Source organism: Amycolatopsis endophytica (assembly GCF_013410405.1).
Classification (GTDB): Bacteria; Actinomycetota; Actinomycetes; order Mycobacteriales; family Pseudonocardiaceae; genus Amycolatopsis_E; species Amycolatopsis_E endophytica.
In genome coordinates, this window is the sequence record NZ_JACCFK010000001.1 from 1,943,991 (window position 1) to 1,969,757 (window position 25,767).

Annotated in this window: 30 protein-coding genes and 1 pseudogene; 18 read left to right on the top strand and 13 right to left on the bottom strand. The window is 70.6% G+C overall.

Translation table 11 applies throughout. From position 1 onward, the window contains the following. Positions 1 to 35 precede the first annotated feature (35 nt). From pstB to HNR02_RS09680, 6 genes are all read right to left on the bottom strand, one after another. Positions 36 to 812: a phosphate ABC transporter ATP-binding protein PstB gene (gene pstB, locus HNR02_RS09655; RefSeq protein WP_179772808.1), complete on the bottom strand. Its 777-nt coding sequence runs from the start codon at positions 810 to 812 to the stop codon at positions 36 to 38. A gap of 10 nt (positions 813 to 822) precedes the next feature. Beyond that, positions 823 to 1,749, bottom strand: a complete 927-nt coding sequence (gene pstA / locus HNR02_RS09660) for a phosphate ABC transporter permease PstA (protein WP_179772809.1) — start codon at positions 1,747 to 1,749, stop codon at positions 823 to 825. After that, entirely contained in the window at positions 1,749 to 2,672 is a 924-nt protein-coding gene (gene pstC, locus HNR02_RS09665; protein WP_179772810.1) for a phosphate ABC transporter permease subunit PstC, read from the bottom strand. The genes pstA and pstC overlap by 1 nt, the downstream gene beginning before the upstream one ends. A 194-nt stretch (positions 2,673 to 2,866) precedes the next feature. Continuing rightward, on the bottom strand, positions 2,867 to 3,994 hold the full coding sequence (gene pstS, locus HNR02_RS09670; RefSeq protein WP_179772811.1) for a phosphate ABC transporter substrate-binding protein PstS: 1,128 nt from the start codon (positions 3,992 to 3,994) through the stop codon (positions 2,867 to 2,869). Positions 3,995 to 4,209: 215 nt separating this feature from the next. Next, positions 4,210 to 5,115: a mycothiol synthase gene (gene mshD / locus HNR02_RS09675; RefSeq protein WP_179772812.1), complete on the bottom strand. Its 906-nt coding sequence runs from the start codon at positions 5,113 to 5,115 to the stop codon at positions 4,210 to 4,212. 20 nt (positions 5,116 to 5,135) lie between these two features. After that, the gene (locus HNR02_RS09680) at positions 5,136 to 5,888 is read right to left on the bottom strand and encodes a winged helix-turn-helix transcriptional regulator (protein WP_179772813.1); all 753 of its coding nucleotides are present in this window, start codon (positions 5,886 to 5,888) and stop codon (positions 5,136 to 5,138) included. 210 nt (positions 5,889 to 6,098) lie between these two features. Here HNR02_RS09680 and HNR02_RS09685 point away from each other — a divergent pair, with 210 nt between their 5' ends. The 5 genes from HNR02_RS09685 (at position 6,099) to HNR02_RS09705 (ending at position 9,472) form a co-directional block, all read left to right on the top strand. Continuing rightward, complete coding sequence (locus HNR02_RS09685) at positions 6,099 to 6,977, top strand: LmeA family phospholipid-binding protein (RefSeq protein ID WP_312861141.1); 879 nt, start codon at positions 6,099 to 6,101, stop codon at positions 6,975 to 6,977. Positions 6,978 to 6,984: 7 nt separating this feature from the next. Beyond that, positions 6,985 to 7,419, top strand: a complete 435-nt coding sequence (locus HNR02_RS09690) for a TlpA family protein disulfide reductase (protein ID WP_179772815.1) — start codon at positions 6,985 to 6,987, stop codon at positions 7,417 to 7,419. A gap of 432 nt (positions 7,420 to 7,851) precedes the next feature. Further along, positions 7,852 to 8,283, top strand: coding sequence for a DUF4395 domain-containing protein (locus HNR02_RS09695; RefSeq protein ID WP_179772816.1), 432 nt, complete (start codon positions 7,852 to 7,854; stop codon positions 8,281 to 8,283). 38 nt (positions 8,284 to 8,321) lie between these two features. Further along, complete coding sequence (locus HNR02_RS09700) at positions 8,322 to 9,161, top strand: sulfurtransferase (RefSeq protein WP_179772817.1); 840 nt, start codon at positions 8,322 to 8,324, stop codon at positions 9,159 to 9,161. 2 nt (positions 9,162 to 9,163) lie between these two features. Further along, the gene (locus HNR02_RS09705; RefSeq protein WP_179772818.1) at positions 9,164 to 9,472 is read left to right on the top strand and encodes a DUF1416 domain-containing protein; all 309 of its coding nucleotides are present in this window, start codon (positions 9,164 to 9,166) and stop codon (positions 9,470 to 9,472) included. Positions 9,473 to 9,518: 46 nt separating this feature from the next. Here the strand turns inward: HNR02_RS09705 and HNR02_RS09710 are convergent, their stop codons facing one another. Beyond that, positions 9,519 to 9,899, bottom strand: coding sequence for a helix-turn-helix domain-containing protein (locus HNR02_RS09710; RefSeq protein WP_179772819.1), 381 nt, complete (start codon positions 9,897 to 9,899; stop codon positions 9,519 to 9,521). 46 nt (positions 9,900 to 9,945) lie between these two features. Here HNR02_RS09710 and HNR02_RS09715 point away from each other — a divergent pair, with 46 nt between their 5' ends. From HNR02_RS09715 to HNR02_RS09735, 5 genes are all read left to right on the top strand, one after another. Then, positions 9,946 to 11,028 (top strand): MFS transporter, encoded by a 1,083-nt coding sequence (locus tag HNR02_RS09715; protein WP_179772820.1) that lies wholly within the window; start codon positions 9,946 to 9,948, stop codon positions 11,026 to 11,028. After that, the gene (locus HNR02_RS09720) at positions 10,977 to 11,276 is read left to right on the top strand and encodes an MFS transporter (protein ID WP_179772821.1); all 300 of its coding nucleotides are present in this window, start codon (positions 10,977 to 10,979) and stop codon (positions 11,274 to 11,276) included. Before HNR02_RS09715 ends, HNR02_RS09720 begins: the two co-directional genes overlap by 52 nt. Before the next feature lie 131 nt (positions 11,277 to 11,407). Further along, positions 11,408 to 12,022 carry a heme-binding beta-barrel domain-containing protein gene (locus tag HNR02_RS09725; protein WP_179772822.1) on the top strand — a complete coding sequence of 205 codons (615 nt, stop codon included), beginning with the start codon at positions 11,408 to 11,410 and terminating at the stop codon, positions 12,020 to 12,022. 259 nt (positions 12,023 to 12,281) lie between these two features. Next, positions 12,282 to 12,893, top strand: coding sequence for a 5-oxoprolinase subunit B family protein (locus tag HNR02_RS09730; RefSeq protein ID WP_179775820.1), 612 nt, complete (start codon positions 12,282 to 12,284; stop codon positions 12,891 to 12,893). After that, complete coding sequence (locus HNR02_RS09735; protein ID WP_179772823.1) at positions 12,890 to 13,753, top strand: 5-oxoprolinase subunit C family protein; 864 nt, start codon at positions 12,890 to 12,892, stop codon at positions 13,751 to 13,753. Before HNR02_RS09730 ends, HNR02_RS09735 begins: the two co-directional genes overlap by 4 nt. On the opposite strand, the gene HNR02_RS09740 is transcribed toward HNR02_RS09735, so the two are convergent. Next, positions 13,744 to 14,592 (bottom strand): aminodeoxychorismate lyase, encoded by an 849-nt coding sequence (locus HNR02_RS09740; protein ID WP_179772824.1) that lies wholly within the window; start codon positions 14,590 to 14,592, stop codon positions 13,744 to 13,746. The two genes, HNR02_RS09735 and HNR02_RS09740, sit on opposite strands and share 10 nt — an antisense overlap. Positions 14,593 to 14,622: 30 nt before the next feature. Between HNR02_RS09740 and ygfZ the strand changes: the two genes are divergently transcribed. Beyond that, a complete protein-coding gene (gene ygfZ, locus HNR02_RS09745; RefSeq protein WP_179772825.1) occupies positions 14,623 to 15,750 on the top strand; it encodes a CAF17-like 4Fe-4S cluster assembly/insertion protein YgfZ in 1,128 nt (375 codons plus the stop codon). Between the two features lie 49 nt (positions 15,751 to 15,799). After that, positions 15,800 to 16,360, top strand: coding sequence for an RsiG family protein (locus HNR02_RS09750; RefSeq protein ID WP_179772826.1), 561 nt, complete (start codon positions 15,800 to 15,802; stop codon positions 16,358 to 16,360). 9 nt (positions 16,361 to 16,369) lie between these two features. On the opposite strand, the gene HNR02_RS09755 is transcribed toward HNR02_RS09750, so the two are convergent. Both HNR02_RS09755 and HNR02_RS09760 read right to left on the bottom strand, forming a co-directional pair. Beyond that, complete coding sequence (locus HNR02_RS09755) at positions 16,370 to 16,765, bottom strand: hypothetical protein (RefSeq protein ID WP_179772827.1); 396 nt, start codon at positions 16,763 to 16,765, stop codon at positions 16,370 to 16,372. Positions 16,766 to 16,888: 123 nt separating this feature from the next. After that, positions 16,889 to 17,788 carry a DUF8083 family protein gene (locus HNR02_RS09760; RefSeq protein ID WP_179772828.1) on the bottom strand — a complete coding sequence of 300 codons (900 nt, stop codon included), beginning with the start codon at positions 17,786 to 17,788 and terminating at the stop codon, positions 16,889 to 16,891. 198 nt (positions 17,789 to 17,986) lie between these two features. On the opposite strand from HNR02_RS09760, the gene HNR02_RS09765 reads away from it, so the two are divergent. The 6 genes and pseudogenes from HNR02_RS09765 to HNR02_RS35385 form a co-directional block, all read left to right on the top strand. Beyond that, entirely contained in the window at positions 17,987 to 18,175 is a 189-nt protein-coding gene (locus HNR02_RS09765) for a DUF3073 domain-containing protein (protein ID WP_179772829.1), read from the top strand. Positions 18,176 to 18,272: 97 nt separating this feature from the next. Continuing rightward, the gene (locus HNR02_RS09770) at positions 18,273 to 19,133 is read left to right on the top strand and encodes a 3-hydroxybutyryl-CoA dehydrogenase (protein WP_179772830.1); all 861 of its coding nucleotides are present in this window, start codon (positions 18,273 to 18,275) and stop codon (positions 19,131 to 19,133) included. A 3-nt stretch (positions 19,134 to 19,136) separates the two neighbouring features. After that, on the top strand, positions 19,137 to 20,027 hold the full coding sequence (locus HNR02_RS09775; RefSeq protein ID WP_179772831.1) for a Gfo/Idh/MocA family protein: 891 nt from the start codon (positions 19,137 to 19,139) through the stop codon (positions 20,025 to 20,027). Positions 20,028 to 20,158: 131 nt separating this feature from the next. Continuing rightward, positions 20,159 to 20,740: a VanZ family protein gene (locus HNR02_RS09780; protein ID WP_179772832.1), complete on the top strand. Its 582-nt coding sequence runs from the start codon at positions 20,159 to 20,161 to the stop codon at positions 20,738 to 20,740. 86 nt (positions 20,741 to 20,826) lie between these two features. Next, positions 20,827 to 22,290 carry an apolipoprotein N-acyltransferase gene (locus HNR02_RS09785; RefSeq protein WP_218902752.1) on the top strand — a complete coding sequence of 488 codons (1,464 nt, stop codon included), beginning with the start codon at positions 20,827 to 20,829 and terminating at the stop codon, positions 22,288 to 22,290. Between the two features lie 114 nt (positions 22,291 to 22,404). Beyond that, positions 22,405 to 22,617: pseudogene (locus HNR02_RS35385) on the top strand (IS5 family transposase); the annotation flags it as partial. A gap of 7 nt (positions 22,618 to 22,624) precedes the next feature. Here the strand turns inward: HNR02_RS35385 and arfB are convergent. Genes arfB through purF form a run of 3 tightly spaced genes read right to left on the bottom strand, consistent with a single transcriptional unit; the run spans position 22,625 to position 25,663 of the window. Then, positions 22,625 to 23,062, bottom strand: a complete 438-nt coding sequence (arfB, locus tag HNR02_RS09795; protein ID WP_179772833.1) for an alternative ribosome rescue aminoacyl-tRNA hydrolase ArfB — start codon at positions 23,060 to 23,062, stop codon at positions 22,625 to 22,627. Then, a complete protein-coding gene (gene purM, locus HNR02_RS09800; protein ID WP_179772834.1) occupies positions 23,043 to 24,113 on the bottom strand; it encodes a phosphoribosylformylglycinamidine cyclo-ligase in 1,071 nt (356 codons plus the stop codon). The genes arfB and purM overlap by 20 nt, the downstream gene beginning before the upstream one ends. Positions 24,114 to 24,142: 29 nt before the next feature. Next, a complete protein-coding gene (gene purF / locus HNR02_RS09805) occupies positions 24,143 to 25,663 on the bottom strand; it encodes an amidophosphoribosyltransferase (RefSeq protein WP_179772835.1) in 1,521 nt (506 codons plus the stop codon). Positions 25,664 to 25,767: the final 104 nt, after the last annotated feature.

Consider the following 25,767-nt stretch of genomic DNA (forward strand, 5'->3'; position numbering starts at 1 on the left):
CGCGAGCACCGAGGGGGTTCACCGAGAGCATGACCTCAGCCGAAGCGGCCGGAGATGTAGTCCTCCGTGGCCTTCTCGTTCGGGTTGGAGAAGATCTTCTCCGTGTCGTTGATCTCCACCAGACGCCCCGGCTGGCCGACGCCGGCCAGGTTGAAGAACGCCGTCTGGTCCGACACCCGCGCCGCCTGCTGCATGTTGTGCGTGACGATCACGATGGTGTAGTCCTTCTTCAACTCGGCGATCAGGTCCTCGATCGCGAGCGTGGAGATCGGGTCCAGCGCGGAGCACGGCTCGTCCATCAGGAGCACGTCCGGGCGCACCGCGATGGCGCGGGCGATGCACAGCCGCTGCTGCTGGCCACCCGACAGACTGCCGCCCGGCTTGTTCAGCCGGTCCTTGACCTCGGTCCACAGGTTGGCGCCGCGCAGAGCCCGCTCGGCGATCTCGTCGAGCTTCTTGCCGCCCTTGGTGCCCGCCAGTTTCAGCCCGGCCACCACGTTGTCCCTGATGGACATCGTCGGGAACGGGTTGGGGCGCTGGAACACCATGCCGATCGTGCGGCGCACCTGCACCGGGTCGACCGAGGACGAGTAGATGTCCTCGCCGTCCAGCAGCACCTGCCCGTCGACCCGCGCACCCGGGATGACCTCGTGCATCCGGTTCAGCGTGCGCAGCACGGTCGACTTGCCACAGCCGGACGGCCCGATGAAGGCCGTGACGTTCCGCGGCGGCACGGACAGCGTCACGCTGTCGACGGCGTGGAACTTGCCGTAGTAGATGTCGAGGTCCTTGACGTCGATTCGCTTGGCCATAGCGGAACGCTCACTTCTTCTTCGGGGCGACCAGGCGGGAGACCACCGTGGCGAGGAGGTTGATGATGGCGATGATGAGGACCAGCGTCAGCGCGGCGCCCCAGATGCGGTCGAAACCGACACTACCCGGTTCCATCGAGTTGGTGGCCCGCTCGATGTTCATCAGCAGCGGCAGCGACGCCTGGTTGCCGGAGAACAGGTCCCAGTTGACATAGGCCGAGTAGCCGACGAGCACCAGCAGCGGCGCGGTCTCGCCCATGACGCGGGCCAGTGCCATCATGACGCCGCTGATGATGCCGGACAGCGCCGTCGGCAGCACGACCTTCATGATCGTCTTCCACTTGGGCACCCCCAGCGCGTACGAGGCTTCACGCAGGTCGTCCGGGACGATCCGCAGCATCTCCTCGGCGGATCGCACGACCACCGGAATCATCAGCAGCACCAGCGCGAGCGCCACGGCGAAACCGTTACGCGGCAGGCCGAACGTGGTCACCCACAACGCGTAGATGAACAGCGCGGCCACGATCGACGGGACACCGGAGAGGATGTCGACCATGAACGTGGTGATCCGCGCCAGGCGGCCGTTCCGCCCGTACTCCACCAGGTAGACCGCGACCAGCAGGCCCAGCGGCACCGCGATGATCGCGCACATCAGGCCCTGCTCCAGCGTGCCGATGATGGCGTGCAGCACGCCGCCGCCGACCTCGTCGGACAGCACGAACCCGAAGTCCTGCGACCACCAGTTCGTGTAGGGAATGCGCTTGATGCCGTTCGCGATCACCGTGTAGAGCACCCAGATCAGCGGGGCGACGGCGATCAGGAACGACAGCCACACCAGGATCGTGGCCAGTGTGTTCTTGGCCTTGCGGCCGGCGCTGACCTGCTGGAACGCGGGTGGCGAAGCCAGCTGTTCGGTCTCGTCCAGAGTTGAGGTCATCAGTCGGCCTTCCGCTCGCCGATGATCGTCCGTGCCGCGAAGTTCACCGCGAAGGTCAGTACGAACAGCACCAGACCCGCCGCGATGTAGGCGCCGGCCGACGTCGGGTTGTTGAACTCGGCGTAGTTCGCCGCGATCTGCGACGCGAACGTCGCGCCACCGTCGAACACGCTCCAGTCGAACGTCCGGCCGATCGGGATGTACAGGATGACGGCCAGCGCGATCGTCTCACCCAGAGCCCGGCCGAGGCCGAGCATCGACGCGCCGATGTAGCCGGACTTGCCGAACGGCAGCACTGTCGTCCGGATGACCTCCCAGCGGGTGGCGCCCAGCGCGAGCGCGCCCTCGATGTGGGCGGTCGGCGTGCGCTCGAACACCTCGCGCGACAGCGACGTGATGATCGGCAGCACCATCACCGCGAGCACCACACCGGCGGTGAAGATCGTGCCCTGGTAGTTCGGGAACACGTTGCCGGTGCCGAAGATCGGGATGAAGCCCAGCGTGTCGTTGAGCCATTCGGCGATCGGCGCCAGCTCCGGCGCGAGCACGAGGATGCCCCACAGGCCGAAGATGATCGAGGGCACCGCCGCCAGCAGGTCGACGATGTAGGCGAACGGCCGGGCCAGCCGTCGCGGGGCGTACTGCGTCAGGAACAACGCGATGCCCAGCGAGATCGGCATCGCGATGATCAGGGCCACCAGCGAGGTGTAGATGGTGACCAGCAGCAGGTCCAGGATGCCGAACTCGAGGTTGGTCGGATCGCTGGTGTGCCAGAAGCGGTCGGTCAGGAAGTTCGCGTTGTTGGCGCTCAGTGCCGGGATCGCCTGGACGATCAGGAAGATCCCGATCAGCGCGATGAGGGCGACGACGAAGACGCCGGCGCCCGTGCTCAGGTTCTTGAAGATGCGGTCACCCGGCCGCACCTTCGCGGTCTTGTTCGATGTGGCCAGTGAGGGCGTGCGCTCAGTGGCCGGTGGTTGCGCCGTAATCGGGGGCCTCCGGGAGTGGTCTAGACGACGACGGACGCCCACCGGTGTCGCCGGTGGGCGTCCGCCTCGCGAGTGACTCGCTCATCAGTTACTCAGTGCAAACCCAACAGAGGTGTGGCTACCGCCGATCAGGAGATCGCGTTGACCGACGCCAGCACCTTGTCCTGCAGGGACTGCGGCAGCGGGACGAAGCCCTTCTCGGCGATCGGCTGCTGGGCGTTGGTGGCCGCCACGGTCAGGAACGCCTTCATCGCCTTCGCGGTGTCGGCGTCGTAGCCCTTCGAGCAGACGATCTCGTAGGTCGTCAGCAGCAGCGGGTAGGCACCAGGGGTGTTGCTGGCGTAGATGGCCTTCAGGTCCAGGGCCAGGTCGTTGCTGCCCGGGGTGCGGAACGTGGCGGCGTCCAGCGCCTTCGCCACGTTCTCCGGGGTCAGCTCGACCGCGCCGGAGCCGCTGTCCAGCTTGGCGGCGGTCAGGCCGTCCTTCACGTAGGACGACTCGATGTAGCCGATGGCGCCGTCGGCGGCCCGGATGCCCGAGGCGACACCGTTGGAGCCCTGCGCGCCGTTGCCGACGCCACCCTTGAAGGCCTTGCCGGTGCCCTGCGTCCAGGCACCCTTCGAGGCGGCTTCGAGGTAGGTCTGGAAGTTGTCGGTGGTGCCCGACTCGTCCGACCGGGAGAACACCTGGATCGGCTTGTCCGGCAGGTTGACGCCCGAGTTGAGGGCGGCGATCGCTGGATCGTTCCACTTGGTGATCTGGCCGTTGAAGATCTTCGCGGCCACCTCACCGTTCAGGGTGAGCGAGGAGACACCGTCCAGCTTGTAGGCGATGGCGACCGGGCCGACGACCATCGGCAGGTTCCATGCCTCGCCACCGGCGCAGCGCGCGTTCGCGGCGGTCTGCTCGTCGCCTTCCTTCAGCGGCGAGTCCGAGCCACCGAAGTCGACCTGCTTGGCGGTGAACTGCTTGACGCCCGCGCCGGAGCCGGTGGCGTTGTAGTTCACGATCTGGCCCGAGCAAGCCTTGGTGTACTCCTGGGCGAAGATGTCCACCGCGGTCTTCTGGGCCGTCGAACCCTCGCCGGTCAGCGGCGACTTGCCACCGCAGTCGACGTTGGCCTGCGCGGTCGGCGCGGTCGCCGCACCCGAGGCCGGGGTGTTGCCCGAAGACGCCGGGTCGGAGCCACAGGCCGCGAGCACCAGGGCAGCGCTCGCCGCGATGCCGAGAGCACCCATCGGCCGCATGATCTTCACTTCATGTCCTCCAGCTATTGAAAGCCATTCGTCGCAACCGGACATTAGGCAGCACGGGTGGACGTGTGCCCCTGTACAGATGAACGAAAAGTGAACAAGGGCGCCAATGTGAGCGGAGCAACTTCACTCGAATGGGCGCCGTGTCCGGGCTGTGACCTGCGAGTACATGATCCGTGATGGAAGGTTGGCGCAGGGTTAACGTAACGGAACGGTGATCACCGCTCGTACTGCACGTCGACTTCGTGCCTGGTGAAGCCGAGACGTGAGTAAACCGCGATCGCGGGCGCGTTGTCGCCCTCGACGTAGAGGATCACCTGCGGCAGGCCGCGGTCGCGCAGATGGCGCAGGCCGGCCAGGGTGAGCGCCTTGCCGAGCCCGCCGCCCTGTGCGCCGGGGTCGACGCCGACGACGTAGACCTCACCGGTCTCCCGGCCGCCGAAGCGGTGCGGGTTGGCCGGGTGCACCTTCGTCCAGTGGAAGCCCAGCAGCTTGCCCGCGGTGTCCTCGGCGAGGAAGAAGCCGTCCGCGTCGAACCAGTCCGCGGCCTCCTCGGCGCGCAGGTCGGCGACGGTGAGGCGGCCCTGCTCCGGGTGCCAGTCGAAGGCGCGGGCGTTGACCTCGATGACGGCCTGCTCGTCCTGGCCGGGCACGAAGGTGCGCAGCGAGACGCCCTCCGGCAGCGTGGGCTCCGGCCAGTCCGGGTCGACGGCGGTGCGCATGATCAGCAGTTCGCGGGCGCGCGAGAAACCCGCTCGCTCGGCGATGGCGGCCGCGCCGGGGTGGTCGCCGTGGGCCCACAGCCGCACGGTCGCCTCGCCCGCCCGGTCGACCAGCGCGGACAGCATCTCGCTGCCGACGCCCCGGCGCCGGTGGTCCGGCCGCACGACCAGCTCGGCGACCTGACGGCCGAAGGCGTCCCCGGCGACGTCGAGGTGCCCGTACCCGGCCAGTACGCCGTCGGCGCGGCCCAGCAGGTGGAGCCCGGTGGCGAACTCGCCCGGCAACGCGCCGCCGGGCGGGAGGTCCGGCCGCCCGTCCTCGTCGCGGGCGGCGGCCAGCAGCTCACGCACCTCACGCGTGGTCGCTTCGTCCAGTTCGTCCACCCACACGACAGTCAGCATGCAGTCCACGCTAACCCGGTTCAGTGGTTCGAGAACTCCGTCGACAACTCCGCGGGGTCGAAGTTGAGCGAGGTCACTCCGGGCTTGCCCGACGACTTCGCGGGGCGCTCGAACTTGTAGCCGACGTTGCGCACCGTGCCGATCATCTGCTCGTGCTCGGGGCCGAGCTTGGCGCGCAGGCGCCGGACGTGCACGTCGACGGTGCGGGTGCCCCCGAAGAAGTCGTAGCCCCAGACCTCCTGCAGCAGCTGCGCGCGCGTGAAGACGCGGCCGGCGTGCTGGGCGAGGTACTTGAGCAGCTCGAACTCCTTGTAGGTGAGTTCGAGGGTGCGGCGGCGCAGCCGCGCGGTGTAGGTGGCCTCGTCGATCACCAGGTCACCGACGCGCAACTCGGTGTCGGCCTGGGACGTGGCGCCGTCGCGGGTGGTCGCCAGCCGCAGGCGCGCGTCGACCTCCGCCGGGCCCGCGGTGGGCAGCAGGATGTCGTCGGTGCGCCACTCGGCGCTGACCGCGACCAAGCCGCCCTCGCCGACGACGGCGATGACCGGTGTGGTGCCCTCGTCCTCGCCGGTGCCCTTGAGCAGGCGGGACAGGCTCTTCGCCGACGCCAGATCGGTGCGCGCGTCGAGGAGGATGACGTCCCGGTGGCCCGCGTCGAGGAGCGCGGTGACCTCCGGTGCGCGGACGCGTACCGTGTGCGGCAGCAGGTCAAGGGCCGGAAGGACTGCTGTGGCCTCCGCCTCGGAAGTGAGTACGAGCAGGTCCAGGCTCATCGCCACACCGCCTTCTTGCTAGTTCGTAGCCTTGAGCGCCCCTGGTCTTAGCGGACAAGGCTAACGGGTGAACAGGGGAAAACCACCTGCTCTGCAGCCACCGTCACAGTGACGTCACACTGGTGACCCATAGCCTCGGGCTGTCCAGAACCCGGACTCGAGACAGAACGGACGCGAGAAGTGAGCAGACCTGCGACCCAGGACCGAGCCGTGCCACCCGCGGGTTCCCGCCGCCGTGGACGCCGTGCCCGGCGCATCGTCATCAGCCTCGTCGTCCTCCTCGCGGTGCTGGTCGGGGCCGATTTCGGGCTCGCGGCGTTCGCCGAGCACACGGTGTCGCAGAAGGCGCGGGAGCAACTGAGCCTGACCGACGACCCGTCGGTGGCCATCCACGGCTTCCCGTTCACCACGCAGGCGATCGGCGGCGAGTACGGCCACATCTCGCTGTCCGCGTCCGGCGTGCCCATCGAGGACCTGCAGGACGTCGGCGTGACGGCCGACCTCTACGACGTCACCGCGCCGCTGTCCGACCTGGTCGAGGGCAACACCGACGCCATCCTGATCGGGCGGCTGGAGGCGCAGGTCACGCTGAAGGTCAGCGACATCAACAAGGTCGACCCGCTGACCAAGGTCGAGGACCTGCGGATCGAGCCGTCGAGCATCGACTACGTGGAGACCGGCCAGGACAGCGAGAGCGGCACCGACAACGGCTCCGACGGGCAGCAGGGCCAGGACGGCACCGGCGAGGAGGACAAGGACCAGTCCAAGGCGGGCGTCCGCATCTCCGGGTACGTGCAGATCGCGGGCCAGCGCATCGAGATCTTCTGCTTCGCGATGATCGAACTGCACGGTACGCAGATCGACATCGTGCCCAAGCGGCTGCAGTACGGGAATGACAAGGAGACCACCGTTGTTCCCGAAGCAGTGCAGCAAGCCCTGCTGCCGAACTTCAAGGCCACGATCGACACCGGCAACCTGCCGTTCGAGGTGACGCCCACCGCGGTGTCCGTGAACAGCGGGTCGGTCACCATCAAGGGCGAGGCCAAGAACGTGACGTTCAGCGGGGCGACCAGCTCGACCGGAGGGTGATGCGCTGATGACGGGCGTGTGGGTGGTGCTCGGCACGCTGGTGGTCGCCGGGATAGCCGGTGCCGTGCTCAGGGCCCGCAACGGGCGGGTGCGAGCGGCCCGGCGGAGTCCCGCGAGCGACCTGCCCGAGCCGGTCGCCACGGCGCTCGACACCGGCGCGCAGGTCACCCTGGTGCAGATCTCCACCACGTTCTGCACCCCGTGCCGGCACACCCGCGCCCTGCTCGGCCCGCTGGCCGAGCGCACCGACGGGCTGAACCACGTCGACCTCGACGTGACGAACCAGCCCGAGGTCGCCCAGGCGCTGGGTGTGCTGCGCACGCCCACCACGATCGCCTTCCGCGCCGACGGCACCGAACTGCTGCGTGTCGGCGGCGTGCCCAAGCGCGAGACCCTGATCGAGGCATTGCGGCCGCATCTGACGGCGCGGGTCGGTGACTAGGGACTTGTCGTGAGTGGTTTGCGTGGCGGTGCGGGTGGCGACCCCTCCCGCCTGCCCACCACCGCCCTCGACGGACGCGCTCCGCGCGACCCCGCTGAACCAAACCCGCGGCGGTGCCAGCGCACGGCCCACAGCAAGCGGCTCCGCCGCTGAGGAAAGACGGTCAGGCTGCTGACCAGGGCGGATTTTCTTTCCCGGATCACGGGAATGCTCTCACTGGGTGGACACGCTTCCCGCTTTCAGGGACATCCGGGTAGCCTGGCGCACGTGTCCAGGCTGCCCCTCACTCTGCTGACGCAACGTCGCGCGGTCGACTTGTGTCGCGTCCGCAGCAGCCTGTGTCCGGCCTAGCGGATCGTTCTCCGCTCCTGTCCAGCCGGTAGTACCCCCGTTCGACGCGCGCGCTCCCGCGCGCCCCGCCAGGGAGGTGACATGTCAGCAGGTCCAGCCGTGGATCCCCGCGGGCCCCGCTTCGCCGCCACCGTGACCACGGTCGTGCTCGCGGTGGTTCTCATCACGGGATGGTGGCCGCTGCTGGCCGTGCAGACGGTCGTGTTCGCGATCGGCGCGTTCGTCGGACTGAAGCCGGCGCCCTATTCGCTGCTCTACCGCTACCTGGTGGCGCCGCGGCTCGCGCCGACGTCCGAGCGGGAGGACGCGGCACCGCTGCGGTTCGCCCAGGCGGTCGGGTTCGTGTTCGCGCTGGTCGGCACGGTCGGCTACGCGACCGGCATCACCGCGCTGGGCATCGTCGCGACGGCGTTCGCGCTGTTCGCGGCGTTCCTCAACGCGGCCTTCAACTTCTGCCTCGGCTGCGAGATGTACCTCCTGATCCGGCGCGTGACGCCGAGCCAGGCTTCCTGACGAGTCCACCCACGAAGAAGAAAGCGAGTACTGCTCTCATGAGCCGTGAAGACGTCCTGGTGACCACGCAGTGGGCCGAGGAGAACCTGAACACCCCCGGCGTCGTCTTCGCCGAGGTGGACGAGGACACCACCGCCTACGACGGCGGCCACATCCGCGGCGCGGTCAAGATCGACTGGAAGACCGAGCTGCAGGACCCGGTCCGCCGCGACTTCGTCGACAAGGCCGGCTTCGAGGCCCTCCTGTCCGAGAAGGGCATTTCCAACGACGACCTCGTGGTCCTCTACGGCGGCAACAACAACTGGTTCGCGGCGTACGCGTACTGGTACTTCAAGCTCTACGGCCACGGCAACGTCAAGCTGCTCGACGGTGGCCGCAAGAAGTGGGAGCTGGACGGCCGCGAGCTGACCTCGGACGAGGTCAAGCGCGACCGCACCAGCTACGTCGCCAAGGAGCCGGACACCTCGATCCGCGCGTTCCGCGACGAGGTCGTCGACGCGATCGGCGCGAAGAACCTGGTCGACGTCCGCTCGCCGGACGAGTTCTCCGGCAAGCTGCTGGCCCCGGCGCACCTGCCGCAGGAGTCCGCGCAGCGCGGCGGCCACATTCCGACGGCGCTGAACGTGCCGTGGGCCAAGACCGCGAACGAGGACGGCACCTTCAAGACCGCCGAGGAGCTCAAGGAGCTCTACGCGGAGGCCGGCCTGGACACCGGCAAGGCGACCATCGCCTACTGCCGGATCGGTGAGCGCTCCAGCCACACCTGGTTCGCGCTGCGTGAGCTGATCGGGCTCGAGGACGTGAAGAACTACGACGGTTCGTGGACCGAGTACGGCTCGCTGGTCGGCGTGCCGGTGGAAACCGGAACGGGGAAGTGACGATGAGTGCTGACGGTTGCGGCGCGCCGGTCCAGACGGCGACGCCCGCGGACATCGACACGAACGGGCAGGTCGTGGTGGCCGGCAAGGTCACCGGCGGTGACGGCCCGGTCGGCGGTGCCTACGTGCGCCTGCTCAACGGCGACGGCGACTTCGCGGGCGAGGTCCAGGCTTCCCCGGAGGGCGACTTCCGGTTCTACGCCGCGCCCGGCGCGTGGACGGTGCGTGCCCTGCACCGCACGGGCAACGGCGAGGCCGCGGTGACGGCCGAGGGCCCCGGCCTGCACCAGGTCGCGATCTCGGTCGGCTGATCTCCGCTCCGGACGGCCCCTGCCCGACGCGGGCGGGGGCCGTCCGTCATTGCAGGAGCCCGGCGGTGCCCTCCCGCAGTTTCGGGCAGGTGCCGACCGGGTCCTCGCGCGGGCAGGTCAGGAAGTGGTGCAGGAACTCCGACGCCCGCGCCAGCACGGCCTGCTGTGCTTCGATGGCGGTCAGCCGGGACCGCACCGCGGCGCGCCAGTCGTCGCCGCCCTGCACGATCGTGGTGATCTCGGACAGGCTGAGCAGGCCGGTGTCCCGCAGGAGCTTCGCGACGGCCAGCCGGTGCAGCTCGTCCTCCGAGTAGACCCGCCGCCCCGAGCGGCGTGCCGCAGGCCGCACCACGCCGCGCTCGTCCCAGTACCGGAGCGCGGACACCGCGATCCCGAGTTTCGCCGCCGCGTCACCGATCGACCACATGCCAGGGAGTTGACCTCAACCCGGCTTGAGGTCGCAAGCTTCCGCGGTGACCGAAACGAAAATCGTTGCCAACCGCGTGCTGCTGGCCGCGGTGTACCTCGCGTCCTTCATGGCCCTGCTCGACGCCAGCGTGGTCACGGTCGCCCTGCCGACCGTCCAGCGCGACTTCGGCGGCCCGCTGGCGAATCTGCAGTGGGTGTTCGACGGCTACACCCTCGCCCTCGCGACGGCGATGCTCAGCGGCGGCGTGCTCGGCGACCGGTTCGGCCGCAGGCGCGTCTTTCTTGCCGGGCTCGCGTTGTTCACGGTGGCCTCCCTCGCGTGCGCGCTCGCGCCGGGCATCGGCTGGCTGGTCGCGGCACGGATCGTGCAGGGCGCCGCCGCGTCGGTCCTCATCCCGGGCGGGTTGTCGCTGCTCGCGCAGGCATTTTCCGAACCGGCGAGGCGGGCGCGGGCGCTCGGTCTCGGCGCCGTGATCGGCGGTCTGGCGTTCGTGGCCGGACCGCTGCTCGGCGGCCCGCTCACCGAAACCTTCGGCTGGCAGAGCATCTTCCTGATCAACCTGCCGCTCGGCGCCGTCGCCCTCGTGCTGGGCGTCCGCGGGATCACCGAGTCCGCCGATCCGTCGAGGCCCGGCCTCGACCCGGTCGGTCAGGTCCTCGCGATCGCCTGGACCGGGCTGCTCGTCTACGCCGTGATCGAGGCGGGCCACGCCGGATGGTCCGCGCCGCGGGTGGTCGGCTGCCTCGCCGCGGCCGCGGTGTGCCTGGCCGCCTTCCTGGTCGCGGAGAGCCGGGGGCGCAGCCCGATGCTGCCGCTGACGTTCTTCCGCGACGGCGATTTCGCGGTCGTCAACCTCGCGTCCTTCGTGCTCGGGGCCGCCTCCTACGGCGGGTTCTTCCTGCTCTCGCTCTACCTGCAGGGACCGCGCGGCGCGTCGGCGACCGAAGCCGGGTTGTGGTTCCTGCCGCTGGTGCTCGCCACCTCCGCGATGGGCGCGGTCAGTGGCCGGGTGTCGCGCCGGATCGGGCTGCTCGCCGGTTACCCGTTGTGCGCAGCCGGGTTGCGGGCTCGGTCGTGCTGGACGCCACCACCCCGGTCGCGGTCGTCGCGGTGCTGTTCCTGGTGATGGGCGCCGGGATGGGGCTCGCGCTGCCCGCGACCAACCTGGTCGCGCTGGCCGCGGTGCCGCCGGAGCGGTCCGGGGTCGCGTCGGCGACGGTCAACGCCGCCCGGCAGACCGGGACCGCGCTCGGAGTCGCCGTGCTCGGCACGATCGTGGCGTCCAGCGGGCGGATCACCACCGGGCTCGTCGTCGCCGGGGTGGCCACCCTCGCCGTGAGCGTGGTGCTCGCCACGCGGATGCGGGGCGAGTGAAGTGCCTGGCAGCGGCTATCCTGCTGAACGTGGAGATCCTGTTTACGACGCTGTTGGTGCTCGCCGCCATCGCGATCCTCTGGTTCACCGTGTACGTCGTCTACCGGCTGTACGCCGACCAGCGCTGACCGATGAGTTCAGGCGACGACGCCGTCGCAGCCGCCGCGGAACGGGCCGAGTCGACGCGCGGGCGCAACCTGCCGCAGTTCGACGACCTGCCCATTCCGGTGGACACCGCGAACCTGCGTGACGGCGCGGACCTCAACGACGCCTGCCTCGCGCTGCTGCCGCTGGTCGGCGTGTGGCGCGGTGAGGGCGAGGTCAACTACCCGACCATCGAGGGCCCCCGCCGGATCGCGCAGCAGCTCACCATCGCTCACGACGGCAGGCCGTTCCTCTACCACGAGGCCCGCTCCTGGCTGCTCGACGACGAAGGAAACGTGATCCGTCCGGCCGCCCGCGAGGTCGGCTGGTGGCGCCCGCAGGCCGACGACACGATCGAACTGCTGCTCACGCACAGCTCGGGGATCGTCGAGATCTTCTACGGCAAGCCGCGCACCCAGACGTCGTGGGAGCTGGCCACCGACGCGGTCGTGCGCACCGCCACGGCCAAGGAGGTCACCGGCGCGCAGCGGCTCTACGGCCTGGTCAACAACGGCGACCTCGGCTACGTCGAGGAACGCGCCATGGTCGGTGAACCCATGCAGCCCCACGTCTCCCTCTACTTGAAGCGCGTAGTGGGCTGAGGACTCTTCCGGAAGTGGCTTGCGTGGCGGTGCGGGCAGCGGAACCTGAGGCGGCCCCCGGCTGTGGGATCGCCTCCTCATGTATGCCCGGCCACCACCCCTCAGCGGACGCGCTCCGCGCGACGGAGCCCACCCGCCAGCCCACCGTCACCCTCAGCGGACGCGCTCCGCGCGACCCCGCTGAACCAAACCTGCGGCGGTGCCAGCGCACGGCCCACAGCAAGCGGCTCCGCCGCTTATGAAACGCGGCCGGAAGCCGGTGCGCTGGTTGCGCTACGGCACGGACGCCGTACTCGTCGAGTGCGCGTCGCTGGCCGAGATGAGCGCGGTCCGTGCCGCGGTGGTCGCCGCGGGCCTGCCCGATCTGGCCGAGGTCGTGCCCGGGGCGCGCACGGTGTTGATCGCCGCGCGGCCGGGCACGAAAGCGCTGGAGCAGGCGCGCGAGCTGGTCGACGAAGCCGATCTGGCGACCGTGCACGACGGGGAGCCGCGGGAGATCACCCTCGACGTCCGCTACGACGGCGAGGACATCGACCTCGTCGCCGAAACCGCCGGGATCAGCGCGGACGACGTGGTCGCACTGCACACCGGGGCCACCTACACCGTCGCGTTCACCGGGTTCGCGCCCGGCTTCGGCTACCTCACCGGCCTGCCCGAACCCCTCCGCCAGTCGCGTTTGGACACTCCGCGCACCCGCGTCCCGGCCGGTGCCGTGGCGATCGCGGGCGAGTTCACCGGCGTCTACCCGCGCTCGTCGCCCGGCGGGTGGCGGCTGCTCGGGCACACCGAGGCCGTCCTGTTCGACAGTCACGCCGACCGGCCCGCCCTGCTCGCGCCGGGTGACCGTGTCCGCTTCCGGAGCCGGTCGTGAGCCGCGCGCTGGAGATCGTGACCGCCGGACCGCTCGCACTCGTCCAGGACCTCGGCCGTCCCGGGCACGCGCACCTGGGCGTGCCGCCCTCCGGCGCGCTCGACGTGCCGGCGTTCCGGCTGGCCAACCGGCTCGTCGGCAACCCGGAGACCGCCGCCGGGATCGAGACCCTGCTGGGCGGGCTGACCGTGAACGCCCGCGCGTCCTGCACGGTCGCGGTCACCGGGCCGCCGGTCGCGGTGACCGTCGACGGCCGTCCCGTGGGTTCGCACGTACCGGTGCACCTCACCGCCGGGCAGACCCTGGCCATCGGCCGCCCCGACGCCGGTCTGCGCTGCTACCTCGCGGTGTCCGGTGGCCTCGACATCGAGCCCGAGCTGGGCAGCCGGTCACGTGACGTGCTGTCCGAGATCGGCCCGCCACCGCTGGAACCCGGCACCGTGCTGCCGCTCGGGAAGCCGGACGGCATCCCGGTCGGCGCGGACACCGTCACCGCGCCGCCCGCACCGCGCGACCTGGTCGTGCCCGTCGTCCTCGGCCCGCGCGACGACTGGTTCGGCGACGCGGCCCGCCAGCTGACCTCGCCGTGGACGGTCACCAGCGAGTCGAACCGCGTCGGCCTGCGCCTGGACGGGTCCGCGCTGGAGCGGACGAGCGAACGGGACGGCGCCGAGCTGCCCAGTGAAGGCGTCATCACCGGCGCGATCCAGGTGCCGCCCAACGGCCTGCCGGTCGTGTTCCTCGCCGATCACCCGACCACCGGCGGCTACCCGGTGATCGCCGTCGTCGTGCCACGGGCGCTCCCCGCGCTGGCGCAGGCGCGCCCCGGCACCACGATCCGCTTCCGCCCCTACGCGTAGACGCTCTCGTACGCGGCGGCCAGCTCGGCGTGGATCGCGGAGGAGTCGGGCAGCGTCTCGCCGTCCAGCGTGTGCACGCGGGTCAGCTTGCGCACCGAGGACGACAGGAAGACACCGTCCGCGGACGCCAGGTCGGCAGCCCGGACCGGTTCGATCTTGGTCGACCAGCCCGCCCGCTCGGCGCCGCGGAACACCGCGGCCTGGGTGGTGCCCGGCAGGATGCCGATGGCGGGTGGCGGGGTGTAGAGCGTGCGGTCGCGGGCGATGATCACGTTCGACGTCGGTCCCTCCAGCACCGAACCGTCGGTGGCCGTGAAGATCACGTCGGCCGCGCCGCGGCGGGCCGCCTCCCGGCCCGCGGCCATGTTCACCGCGTACGACAGCGACTTCGCACCCAGCAGCAGCCACGGCGCGCGCTCCGCGAGGCCGGGGTCGATGCCGCGGTCCAGCGTCACCACGGCGACACCGTCCCGGCGCGCCGCGAACACCTTCGGGTCGATTTCGATGCCGAGCGCGAAGGCCGTCGGCTCGCCGTCCGGATCGGTCCCGCGCGTGTGGACGAGCTTGAGCGCGAACTCCCCGCCCGTCCAGTTGTCGATCACGGTCCGCGTGACCCGCTGCCAGGCTTCGTCGTCCGGCTCCGGCAGCTCCAGCATGGAAGCCGAGCGCGCCAGCCGGTCCAGGTGCGGGCGCAGCTCACGCGCCTCGCCGTCGGCGACCAGGACCGTTTCGAAGATCCCGTCCCCACGCATCAGGCCGAGGTCCTCGACGCGGATGTGCGGCTCGTCGGGATCCCGGAGCGTCCCGGCGGTGTCGTCCAAGAAAGCGAGTACGCGCATGCGGTCACCGTACTCACCTACCATCGGGGTATGCCGCTCGTTTCTCCGCTCCTCGCCGCGCCGGGCGCCGTCGCGCCGCCGGACGACCACCCCGAGCAGGGCGTGCCCTGGCACTGGGGTGACCCGTTCGCCGAGCAGCGCACCGCCGTACGTGGCGTCGCCGTGGTCGACCGCTCGCACCGCGAGGTGCTGAAGGTGACCGGGCCGGAGCGCCTGTCCTGGCTGCACCTGGTGATCTCCCAGCACGTGATCGAACTGCCCGAGGGCCGCGGCACCGAGGCGCTGATCCTGGACAGTCACGGCCGCATCGACACCCACATGGTCCTCGCGCACGTCGATGGCGCCGTCCACCTGGACAGCGATCCGGGCCCGGAGGCCACCAGCGCGCTGCCCAAGGGCGGCAAGCAGAGGCTGCGCGAGTACTTCGAGGCGATGAAGTTCTGGTCGCAGGTCGAGATCGCGGACGTCAGCGACGACCTGGCGGTCCTCACCCTGCTCGGTCCGGACGCCGACCGGGTGCTGTCCGCGCTGGACATCTCGCTCGGTTCGGAGCCCTACGCCGTCGTGCCGGTCGAGGGTGGCTTCGCGCGGCGCATGCCGTGGCCCGGCCGCTCCAGTGTCGACCTGCTCGTGCCGCGCGCGGACCTGGCCGGCTGGTGGGGCCGCATCACCGACGCGGGCGCGCGCCCGGCAGGAACGTGGGCCTTCGACGCGCTGCGGGTCGAGTCGCTGCACCCACGCCGGGGCGTGGACACCGACGAGAAGGCCATTCCGCACGAGGTGAACTGGATCGGCAGCGCCGCACACGTCGCCAAGGGCTGCTACCGCGGGCAGGAAACCGTGGCGAAGGTGTTCAACGTCGGCCGCCCGCCGCGCCGGATGGTGCTGTTGCACCTGGACGGTTCGCCGGAGATCTACCCGGAGACCGGCGATCCGGTGCGGCTCGGCGAGCGGGTCGTCGGCCGGGTCGGCAGCGTCGCCCAGCACCACGAGCTCGGCCCGATCGCGCTGGCCCTGCTCAAGCGGTCCGCGCCGGTGGACGCCGAGTTGCTCGCGGGCGACGAGGACAGGGTGGTGCAGGCCGCGGTCGACCCGGATTCGGTGCCCGCCGAGGGTGCCGCACCCGGACGGGAGGCGGCGGCTCGCCTGCGCGGCTGATCGCACACCCGCCCTGGCGCCGGGGCCGGGGATGGAGCACTATGTCCCGGTGATCGAAGTCCGGCCGGGCGGGCGCCGTCGCATCGACCGTGTCCTGGACCCCGGCTACGTGCGGGGCCTCGCCGACCTGTCGCTCGGGCAGCTGCGCGAGCGCCGCGACGAGGCCGCGCAGGAGGAGACCGATCTCTCCTACCTGCGGCGGCTCCTGCACGCGCGGATCGACATCGTGCGTGCCGAGCAGGAGCGCCGCCGCTCCGGTGGGGACAGCATCGTCGACCAGCTCGCCACGATCCTGTCCGACAACGCGCTGCGGCCCGCCCGCGGCTCCGGGCGATACCAGCAGCTGGAGCCCTCGCGCGCCGGCGAGTACCGCCGCCAGGCCGAGGCACTGGTGGGCAACGCGGACCTGACCGACGTCGGTGCCCTCTCCGACGGCAAGCTCGCCGACACCCTCGACGACTACAACGGCGAAGAGGCGTCGGTCTCCCAGCGCCGGCGCGAAGTGCAGGGCGTGGTCGACCTGTTCAACGCCGAGATCGCCGCCCGCTACGCGAAGGGCTCGGCCAACGTGGACGACCTGCTGGCGGCGGAGCGGGCGGACGATCTCTGAGCCGCGTGCTCAGTGGTCGTTGACGAACGACTCTTCGGCCCGGTAGTCGTAGCCGTTCCCGAAGAAGGCGAGGACGATCTGCTTGCCCTCGGGCAGGTTGTACTTGCCACCCTGACTGGCCGAATGGGTCACGCAGCTGCCCTTGCCCTTCGTGACCACGGACGAGTAGATCGGGTCACTGCCGATCCAGACGTCGAGCTGGGCGCGCTTTCCGTTCGCCGCGGTGTCGCAGATGGAGATGCGGTCGCCGTTCTCCTCGACGTAGACGACGACGCCCGATGCCTTGAAGGTGTGGTCCCACCCGTCCCCGGGCGGCTCGACGGCGGCGGAGGCGGTTCCGGTGGTGGCGACGACCGCCGCCGCGGTGAGGGCGACGGTGGCCGCGGCGAATTGAGCGATACGCATGGGCAACTCCTGGTTGGTGTAATGGTTGCAAGAACCCTAGAGTCAGGAGGTGACACCTTCCGATCGCCCGAAAACCGGGCGGGAGCTGCTGCACCGGGCGAAACTACTGACCCGGTACGGGTCCTAGTTGAAGTGCTCCCGCGCGGCCAGCTCGCTCCAGTGGTCGCGCAGGTCGGTGAACAGCTCGGCGATCTGTTCGACGTCGCCGGAGCGCAGGGCGTCCATGATGCTGTGCACCTCTTCGGCGCTGGTGTCCGATTCCAGGACCCCGTCGCCGATCAGCTGGACGAGCCCGCCGTAGTCGAGTTCCACCGCCGAGGCCGGGTGGAAGTTGGTCAGCCAGCGCGCGGTCTCCTCCAGGATCCGCGCCGGACCGGAGTCGCCGAGAGTCTCCTCCACCAGTTCCTGCGCCTCGGCCGCCCGCGCGGCCGCGTCGCTCATCGCCACGCGCCAGGAGACCTCGCGTTCCGGGTCGTCCGGGCCCGAGCCGAGGTGCAGCCGCCGGTGCTTGGGGTCGACCAGGGCGAACCACGGCAGCGGCACCGTCCAGGTGGCGGACAGGACGTGCACCGCGGCCTGCGGCAGGTCGCCCAGCGCCGAGCTGGCCCGCGCGCGCAGCTTCTCCTCGGTCGTGCCGGTCGCGTCGATCACCGCGGCGTGCAGCGAGGGATGGGCGTCGCCGAGGAAGCTGACCAGCGCGGCGGCCGACCGGGCGCGCACCTCGAGCGGGCACACCAGCGGGCCGGGCCCGACCTCGGCGCCGTTCTCCGACGGCACCTCCGACGGATCGATGACCAGCGCGTCCAGGTTCGGCAGCGCTCGCCCGCCGGGCAGCTCGCCCGGCAGCAACCGGACCGGCTCGGCGGCCTGTGACCTGAGCCACATGAGCTGCTCGCGTTCGGCGGCGTCCGCGCGGGTCAGCTGGGCCCGCTCGACGGCCTTGCTCAGGTGGGCAGGGGTGGGGTCGCCGAACGCGGACAGGGGTTCATACACCCGGAGGTAGGCGACGAACGGTCGGAGCACCGTTGAATCGTGGCACGTCGGGGCCCGCCGTGGACCACCGACCGGTGCAATCACCGCGACTGTCGTGACGAGCACACGAAGCCACGTCGCATTGCACCCCTCGGACAGGGTACGGTGTCACCAGGAACCAGTTGTCGAGACGATGCGGGGCCGCCGATTCCCCCGGCCGCCCCGTTCCCTGTGCGAGGGGGTCGAGCCATGGGGCGCGGCCGGGCCAAGGCCAAGCAGACGAAGGTGGCGCGAGAGCTCAAGTACAGCACTCACGACACAGATTTCGCTGCGCTTCAGCGCGAGCTGTCAGGACAGTCCTCCAACTCTCATCCTCATGACGAGGACGAGGCGTTCGAGGACCCGTACGCCGACGAGTACGACGACTACCGTCGTTGACGTCTGACCAGCACACGAGGGTGGGTCCGGTTGTGACCGGGACCCACCCTCGTGTGCTGTGTCATGCCTCGGAGGCGCTTGAGTTGGAGAAGGTGCGATGGCGGACATCCAGCGAGTAGGCGTGGTCGGAGCCGGGTTGATGGGCTCCGGTATCGCCGAGGTGCACGCGCGTGCGGGTGCGCACGTGACGATCACCGAGGTGAGCCAGCCGGCGTTGGACGCCGGCCGCGCGCGCATCGACAAGTCACTGCAGCGTGCCGTGAAGGCGGGCAAGCTGCGGACCGAGGACGCCGACGCGGCGCTCGGCAGGCTCACGTTCACCACGGACATGGGCGCGTTCGCCGATCACGACCTCGTGATCGAGGCCGTGATCGAGCAGGAGCAGGCCAAGGTCGAGGTGTTCCGTTCGCTGGACAAGATCGTCGAGCGGCCGGACGCGATCTTCGCCTCCAACACCTCCTCCATCCCGATCATGAAGCTGGGCATGGCCACCGGCCGTCCGCAGCAGGTGGTCGGCATCCACTTCTTCAACCCGGTCCCGGTGCTGCCGCTGGTCGAGCTGGTGCCCTCGCTCCTGACCGGCGACGAGACGATCAAGCGCGCCGACGAGCACGTCACCACCGCGCTCGGCAAGACCGTGATCCGCTCGCAGGACCGCGCCGGGTTCATCGTGAACTCGCTGCTGGTGCCGTACCTGCTGTCCGCGGTGCGCATGATCGAGTCCGGGTTCGCCTCGGCGGAGGACATCGACCGCGGCATGGAGCTGGGCACCGCGCACCCGATGGGTCCGCTGCGGCTGTCCGACCTGATCGGCCTGGACACGATCAAGGCGATCGCCGAGTCGATGTACGACGAGTTCAAGGAGCCCCTCTACTCGCCGCCGCCGTTGCTGCTGCGCATGGTCGACGCGGGGCTGCTGGGCAAGAAGAGCGGCCGCGGCTTCTACTCCTACGGCTGACCGGTGGACGAACCCCTGCGCGTCGGGCTGGTCGGCGCGGGCCCGTGGGCGCACAACGTGCACGCGCCCGGTCTCGCCGACCACCCGGCGACGCGGCTGAGTGCGGTGTTCGCCCGCCGCGAAGAGGCCGCCCGTGAACTGGCGAAGCCCTACGACGCCGAGGTGTGCGCCAGCCTGGACGAGCTGCTCGGCCAGGTCGACGCGGTCGCGTTCGCGGTGCCGCCCGCGACCCAGGCGGAGCTGGCCGCCGAGGCGGCGAAGGCGGGCAAGCACGTCATCCTGGAGAAGCCGATCGCGGCGGATGTCGCGGGCGCCGAACGCCTCGCGGACGCCGTGGCCGGTGCGGGCGTGGCGAGCCTGGTGATGCTGACGCTGCGCTACGCGACTTCGACGAGGGACTGGCTGGCCGGTCTCGCCGCGGCGGGCGGCTGGCGTGGGGGCGGGGTGCGGTGGTTGTCCGGCGCGCTGCTCGACGGTCCCTACGCGGCCTCGTCGTGGCGGCAGGAGGACGGCGGCACCCTCGCCGATGTCGGGCCGCACGCGTTCGACCTGCTGGACGCCGCGCTCGGCACGATCGAGCGGGTCTCCTCGGCACATCGCGGGCCGGACGACCTGTGGCATGTGGTGTTCGAGCACGAGGGCGGCGCGCTCAGCTCGGCGACCCTGTCGCTGCGGCTGCCGTTGCGGCCGGCGGTGGTCGAGTGCGCGGTGTACGGCGAGCACGGGTACCGCACGCTGGGCCGCAGGGACGGCGTGGCGGCCCAGTCCTACACGGCGATGCTCGACGACTTCGCCGCGCTGGCCGACACGGGCACGACATCCCACCCGTGCGACGTGACCCGCGGCCTGCACATCCAGCGTCTGCTCGAAAGCACCCGTTCACTCGCTCGGTGACCGCCACCCGGGCAAGACCCGGGCGGGTGATCGGCGGTGTCGAAAATGTCACCGGGAAGAGCACTTCCGCGGGGCTGTCCCCGTTGGTCTCCGCTGCGAAGATCGAAAGCAGTCGGGGAAGGGGATTTCGCGTGGAGGTTCTGCTCTCGAGCTTCGGGATACTGCTCCCGGTCGCCGTCATCGTCCTGCCGTTCGCCCTGTTCACGTGGCGTCTGCTCGTCCAGAGACGCCGCCGCACCCGTCCGACGTGGATCGCCGCCTCGACCGCCGGGATCGATGTCGGCGCCGTTCTGCTCGCCGCGCTGGTGCTGGCGCTGACCATGATCCCCGTCGCGGGCGGGCACACCAGTTCGCTGCACCTGGTGCCGGGATCGGACATTGTCACGGAGTTCGCCGACGACGGTGCGCTGTGGCAGATCGCGGGCAACCTGGTGCTGCTGGCCCCGCTCGGCGCGCTGGTGCCGCTGCGGGTGACGCGCCTGCATTCGGTCGCGCGGGTGGCGTGGGCGGCGTTCGTCGCCTCGGGCGCGATCGAGCTGACCCAGTTCGTGCTGCACGTCGGCCGCGTGACCTCGACCGACGACGTCCTGCTGAACACGCTCGGAGCCGCCGCGGGCGCCACGTTGTCCTGCGGCTGGAAGCGGGACCACGAGGTGCTCGCCATCCCGGCGCCCCGCCGGCCCACAAGGGAGGGTGGTCCGGTGCGGGTCTGAGATGCGGCCACGTTTGTGGTTTTCCGCAGTGGGGCGGGCGGCTCACCGCATCGGATCCGGCGAAGATCGTTCCTAACGTTCGAGGGGTGAGAGTTTCCCTCCTGCTCGGCGGCGCCCTGCTGTCGCTGTTCGCGATCAACGCCCGCTGGGACGTCGCGCTGGCCGCGTGGCTCGCCAACGTGCTGCTGCTCCGTTTCACCCGCCGGTCCCGCTGGTGGGTGGCTTTCCTGTGGATGTGGCTGGTCATGGCGCTCGACGTGGCCGTGTGGCTGTGGCACGCCGACCTCACCAGCCCGGTCTTCCTGGCCATCGCCGTGGCGCTGGGGCTCGCCGGCACCCTGCCGTTCCTCGCCGACCGGCTGCTCACGGCCCGGCTGGGGACACTGCTCGGCACGCTGGTGTTCCCGCTGGCGAAGGTCTCCGTGGAAGTCGGGGTCTCGACGTTGAGCCCGGTCGGCGGGATCTACGGCGTGCTGGGCACCACGCAGCATGAGGCCCTGCCGCTGGCGCAGCTGGCCTCGGTGACCGGCGTGTACGGCGTGAGCTTCGTCGTCGCCTGGTTCGGGTCGGTCGCGGTGGCGTGCTGGGAGAAGCGGCCGCGGCTGCGAACCACGGTGACCACGTACGCCGGTGTGCTGGCCGTGGTGCTGGCGGCAGGAGGGATCCGGCTGGTGGCCGCGGTCCCGGACGGCAAGACCGTGCGGGTCGCCGGAGTCGCGCCCGCACCGAGCGCCTGGCAACGGACCCTGGACGGGATCGCCCCGTTCGAGTCCGTCGAGGACATGAACCGGGCCGATCCGGCGGCGATGCGAGCGGCGTTCGAGCCCGTCGTCGAGGACCTGCTGGCCCGGTCCGCGCGAGAGGCGGACGCCGGGGCGCGGCTGGTCGCGTGGCCGGAGTCCGCGGTGGTGACGCTGGAACGCGACGAGCAGGCGCTGCTCGCCCGGTTCCGGGAATTCGCCGCACGGCATCGGATCCACCTGTCGGCCGGCATCACTGTGTACACCGGAACGGCGCCGTGGGTGCGCAACGAGACCGTGCTGATCGGCCCGGACGGCACCCTGCTGTGGACCTATCTCAAGGCGCACCCGATCCCGGTGCTGGAGCCCTACGAAGCCGGCGACGGGGTGGTGCCCACCGTGGACACGCCGTTCGGCCGGCTGTCCGCGGTGATCTGCTTCGACGCGAACTTTCCCGGCCTGCTGCGCCAGGGCGGCAGTCGGAATGTGGACATCATGATGGTGCCCTCCAACGACTGGCGCGGCATCAAGGAACTGAACGCCCACAGTGCCCGGTTCCGCGCGATCGAGAACGGCTTCACCATGCTCCGCCCCACCATGGAGGGCATGTCCGAGGTGGTCGACCCGCTCGGCCGGGTGCTGGCCTCCACCGACTACTTCCGCGGCGGCGAGGACCCGGCAGTCGTCGCCTACGTGCCGTCGCACGGCACGCGCACGATCTACGCGACGGTCGGGGACCTCTTCGCCTGGCTGTGCCTGGCGGCGCTGGCGGGACTGACCGTGACCGCGGCCGTCACCCGACGGTCCTGACCGGTCGCTTCGCGGAAAGCGGCCCAGGCAGGAGCCGGTAAAGACCCGACCGACCGGCAGTGGCGGATTCTGGAACCACTGTTGCCGACGGGGAAGAAGCCAGGCCGTCCCCACCGCAGGGCCCGTGGTTCGGCCGGTGGCCGACCTCCGGCATTCGACTCCACGCTCTACCAGCAGCGCCACGCTGTCGAGTGCGGCATCAACCTGCTCAAACACCACCGGGCGGTCGCCACCCGCTACGACAAACTCGCCCTGCGCTACGAAGCCACCCTGCACATCGCCACAATCGACATCTGGCTGCGCACCCTGGCCCGCCAGACTTCTTGAACACTCCTTAGTCGTCGAAGCGGCCCCGGCGACCCTTCTTCACGTCGCCGCGCCGCTTCTTCTCGGCCAGCCGCCGTTCCTTCGCGCCGCGCGACGGCTTCGTGGGGCGCCGGGGTGGTGGGGGCGGCGCCGCCGCCGAGCGCAGGGCCGCGACCAGCCGTTCCCGTGCCGCCTCGCGGTTGGCCAGCTGGGCGCGGTGCTCGCTCGCCGCGATCGTCAGCACCCCGTCGACCAGCCGCGAACCGAGCCGCTCCAGCAGGCGTGCCCGCAGGTCCTCCGGCACCGACGGGGAGCGGGCCACGTCGAACGACAGCTCGACCCGCGAGTCGGTGGTGTTCACGCCCTGCCCGCCCGGCCCCGAGGAGCGCGAGAACCGTTCACGCAGCTCGGCGTCCGGAATCACCAGGCGCCGGGAAACGTGCAGGTCAGAACCGGGGGTGGTCACCGCTCAGCACCGCGCGCGGGGCGCCGTCGTCCTCGGTCGTGCGGATCTCACCGAGCACCCAGGCAGGCACGTGCCGCGCGGTCAGCACGGCCAGCGCCCGGTCGACGTCCTCGGACCCGACCACCGCGACCATGCCGACGCCCATGTTGAACGTCTTCTCCATCTCGACGCGCTCGACCTTGCCGCGCTGCTGGATCAGCGCGAACACCGGAGCGGGCGTCCACGTGCTGCGTTCGAGTTCGGCGCGCAATCCGGCGGGGACGACCCGCGCGAGGTTGGCCTCCAGCCCGCCGCCGGTGATGTGCGCGAACGTGCGCACGTCGGCTTCGGCGGCCAGCGCCAGGCAGTCCTTCGCGTAGATCCGCGTCGGCTCCAGCATCTCCTCGCCGAGGGTGCGGCCGAACTCCTCGACGTGCCCCTCCAGCGGCATCCGCGCGATCTCCAGCAGCACGTGCCGCGCCAGCGAATAGCCGTTGGAGTGCAGTCCGGACGCGCCCATGCCGATGACCACGTCGCCCTGGCGGACCCGCTCCGGACCGAGCACCTCGGACGCCTCGACCACGCCGACGCCGGTGGCGGACACGTCGTAGTCGTGCTCGCCCATCAGGCCGGGGTGCTCGGCGGTCTCGCCGCCCAGTAGCGCGCACCCCGCCTGCACACAGCCCTCGGCGATGCCGGCGACCAGGGCGGCGATCTTCTCCGGCACCACCCTGCCGACGGCGATGTAGTCCTGCAGGAACAGCGGTTCGGCACCGGTGACCACCAGGTCGTCCACGACCATCGCGACCAGGTCGATGCCGACCGTGTCGTGCTTGTCGAGCGCCTGCGCGACCGCGATCTTCGTGCCGACGCCGTCGGTGGAAGAAGCGAGCACCGGCTCCTTCCACCGGTCCAGCTTGAGCGAGAACAACCCGGCGAAGCCGCCGACCCCGCCCAGCACCTCGGGCCTGCTGGCGCGCTCCGCATGCGGTTTCAGCAGCTCGACGGCCTGGTCACCGGCCTCGATCGAGACGCCGGCGGCGGCATAGGTGGCGCTGGTGGACTCGCTCACGGCAAGCGGACTCCTGAACTCGACGGAACTCACGGACGCCGGACGGCATCCTCAGCACCGTACCCGGCGGGGCTGACCGTCCGGGCGCCCGCATCGGCCGAGTCGATGCCTTCCAGCAGGTGCTTGCCGATCAGCGCGTCGTCGGGCAGCGGGATCGGGTACTGGCCGTCGAAGCAGGCCGCGCACAGCCGGGTCCGGGGCTGCTCGGACGCCGCGACCAGGCTGTCCAGCGAGACGTAGCCCAGTGAGTCGGCGCCGATCAGCCGCCGGATGCCCTCCAGGTCGGCCCCGTTGGCCACCAGTTCGGCGCGCGAGGCGAAGTCGATGCCGTAGAAGCACGGCCAGCGCACCGGCGGCGACGCGATCCGGACGTGCACTTCGAGCGCCCCGGCCTCGCGCAGCATCCGCACCAGCGCGCGCTGCGTGTTGCCGCGCACGATCGAATCGTCGACCACGACGAGCCGCTTGCCGCGGATCACGTCGCGCAGCGGGTTCAGCTTGAGCCGGATGCCCAGCTGGCGGATGGTCTGCGACGGCTGGATGAAGGTGCGGCCGACGTAACCGTTCTTGACCAGGCCCTGGCCGTACGGGATGCCGGAGGACTGGGCGTACCCGATCGCGGCGGGAGTGCCGGACTCCGGCACCGGGATGACCAGATCCGCGTCGACGGGGTGTTCCTGCGCCAGCCGCTTGCCGATGTCGACGCGGGTGGCGTGCACGCTCCGGCCCGCGATCGAGGTGTCCGGGCGGGCCAGGTAGACGTACTCGAAGATGCAGCCCTTGGGTTCCGGGCTGGCGAAGCGCGAGGACCGCAGGCCCTCGGCGTCGATCGCGATCAGCTCGCCCGGCTCGACCTCCCGGACGAACGAGGCGCCGACGATGTCCAGTGCCGCGGTCTCGCTGGCGACCACCCAGCCGCGCTCGAGCCGTCCGAGCACCAGCGGCCGGACCCCGTGCGGGTCGCGGGCGGCGTAGAGGGTCGATTCGTCGGCGAAGACCAGGCAGAACGCGCCGCGCAGGGTGGGCAGCAGCTCCAGCGCGGCCGCCTCGGTGCCCTTGTCCGCGGCGGCGTCCGCCAGCAGCCCGACGACCAGGTCGGAGTCGCTGGAGGAGCCGGTCAGGTCGCGGTGCGGCTTGAGGCCGGCTTCGCGCGTGAGGTCACGCAGCTCGGCGGTGTTGACGAGATTGCCGTTGTGCGCGAACGAGATGCCGCTGCCGGTCGCCGTGTGGCGGAACATCGGCTGGGCGTTCTCCCAGGTCGAGGACCCGGTGGTGGAGTAACGGCAGTGCCCGACCGCGATGTGCCCCTGCAGTGAGGAGAGCACCTGCTCGTCGAACACCTGGCTGACCAGGCCGAGGTCCTTGAAGACCACGATCTGCTTGCCGTCGGAGACGGAGATGCCCGCGGCCTCCTGGCCGCGGTGCTGGAGCGCGTACAGGCCGTAGTAGGCCATCTTGGCGACTTCTTCACCGGGGGCCCAGACCCCGAAGACACCGCACTCTTCTCGCGGTTCACGTTCGGGCTGGTCGTCGATGTGGTCGGACACCACGAAAGTGCTCCCTGGAGACGAGGGCAGGCCTACTCAAGTGTAGGTCGTGGACGATCGAAGTGACGCCCTGTGGCCAGTGGCGCTGGCCACTGGCCACAGGGCGC

Excerpts from the sequence above, each read along its gene's own strand:
- pstB (WP_179772808.1), bottom strand. The coding sequence starts at position 812 with ATGGCCAAGCGAATCGACGTCAAGGACCTCGACATCTACTACGGCAAG.
- pstA (WP_179772809.1), bottom strand. The coding sequence starts at position 1,749 with ATGACCTCAACTCTGGACGAGACCGAACAGCTGGCTTCGCCACCCGCG.
- mshD (WP_179772812.1), bottom strand. The coding sequence starts at position 5,115 with ATGCTGACTGTCGTGTGGGTGGACGAACTGGACGAAGCGACCACGCGT.
- HNR02_RS09680 (WP_179772813.1), bottom strand. The coding sequence starts at position 5,888 with ATGAGCCTGGACCTGCTCGTACTCACTTCCGAGGCGGAGGCCACAGCA.
- HNR02_RS09690 (WP_179772815.1), top strand. The coding sequence starts at position 6,985 with ATGACGGGCGTGTGGGTGGTGCTCGGCACGCTGGTGGTCGCCGGGATA.
- HNR02_RS09695 (WP_179772816.1), top strand. The coding sequence starts at position 7,852 with ATGTCAGCAGGTCCAGCCGTGGATCCCCGCGGGCCCCGCTTCGCCGCC.
- HNR02_RS09700 (WP_179772817.1), top strand. The coding sequence starts at position 8,322 with ATGAGCCGTGAAGACGTCCTGGTGACCACGCAGTGGGCCGAGGAGAAC.
- HNR02_RS09705 (WP_179772818.1), top strand. The coding sequence starts at position 9,164 with ATGAGTGCTGACGGTTGCGGCGCGCCGGTCCAGACGGCGACGCCCGCG.
- HNR02_RS09710 (WP_179772819.1), bottom strand. The coding sequence starts at position 9,899 with ATGTGGTCGATCGGTGACGCGGCGGCGAAACTCGGGATCGCGGTGTCC.
- HNR02_RS09725 (WP_179772822.1), top strand. The coding sequence starts at position 11,408 with ATGAGTTCAGGCGACGACGCCGTCGCAGCCGCCGCGGAACGGGCCGAG.
- HNR02_RS09740 (WP_179772824.1), bottom strand. The coding sequence starts at position 14,592 with ATGCGCGTACTCGCTTTCTTGGACGACACCGCCGGGACGCTCCGGGAT.
- ygfZ (WP_179772825.1), top strand. The coding sequence starts at position 14,623 with ATGCCGCTCGTTTCTCCGCTCCTCGCCGCGCCGGGCGCCGTCGCGCCG.
- HNR02_RS09755 (WP_179772827.1), bottom strand. The coding sequence starts at position 16,765 with ATGCGTATCGCTCAATTCGCCGCGGCCACCGTCGCCCTCACCGCGGCG.
- HNR02_RS09765 (WP_179772829.1), top strand. The coding sequence starts at position 17,987 with ATGGGGCGCGGCCGGGCCAAGGCCAAGCAGACGAAGGTGGCGCGAGAG.
- HNR02_RS09770 (WP_179772830.1), top strand. The coding sequence starts at position 18,273 with ATGGCGGACATCCAGCGAGTAGGCGTGGTCGGAGCCGGGTTGATGGGC.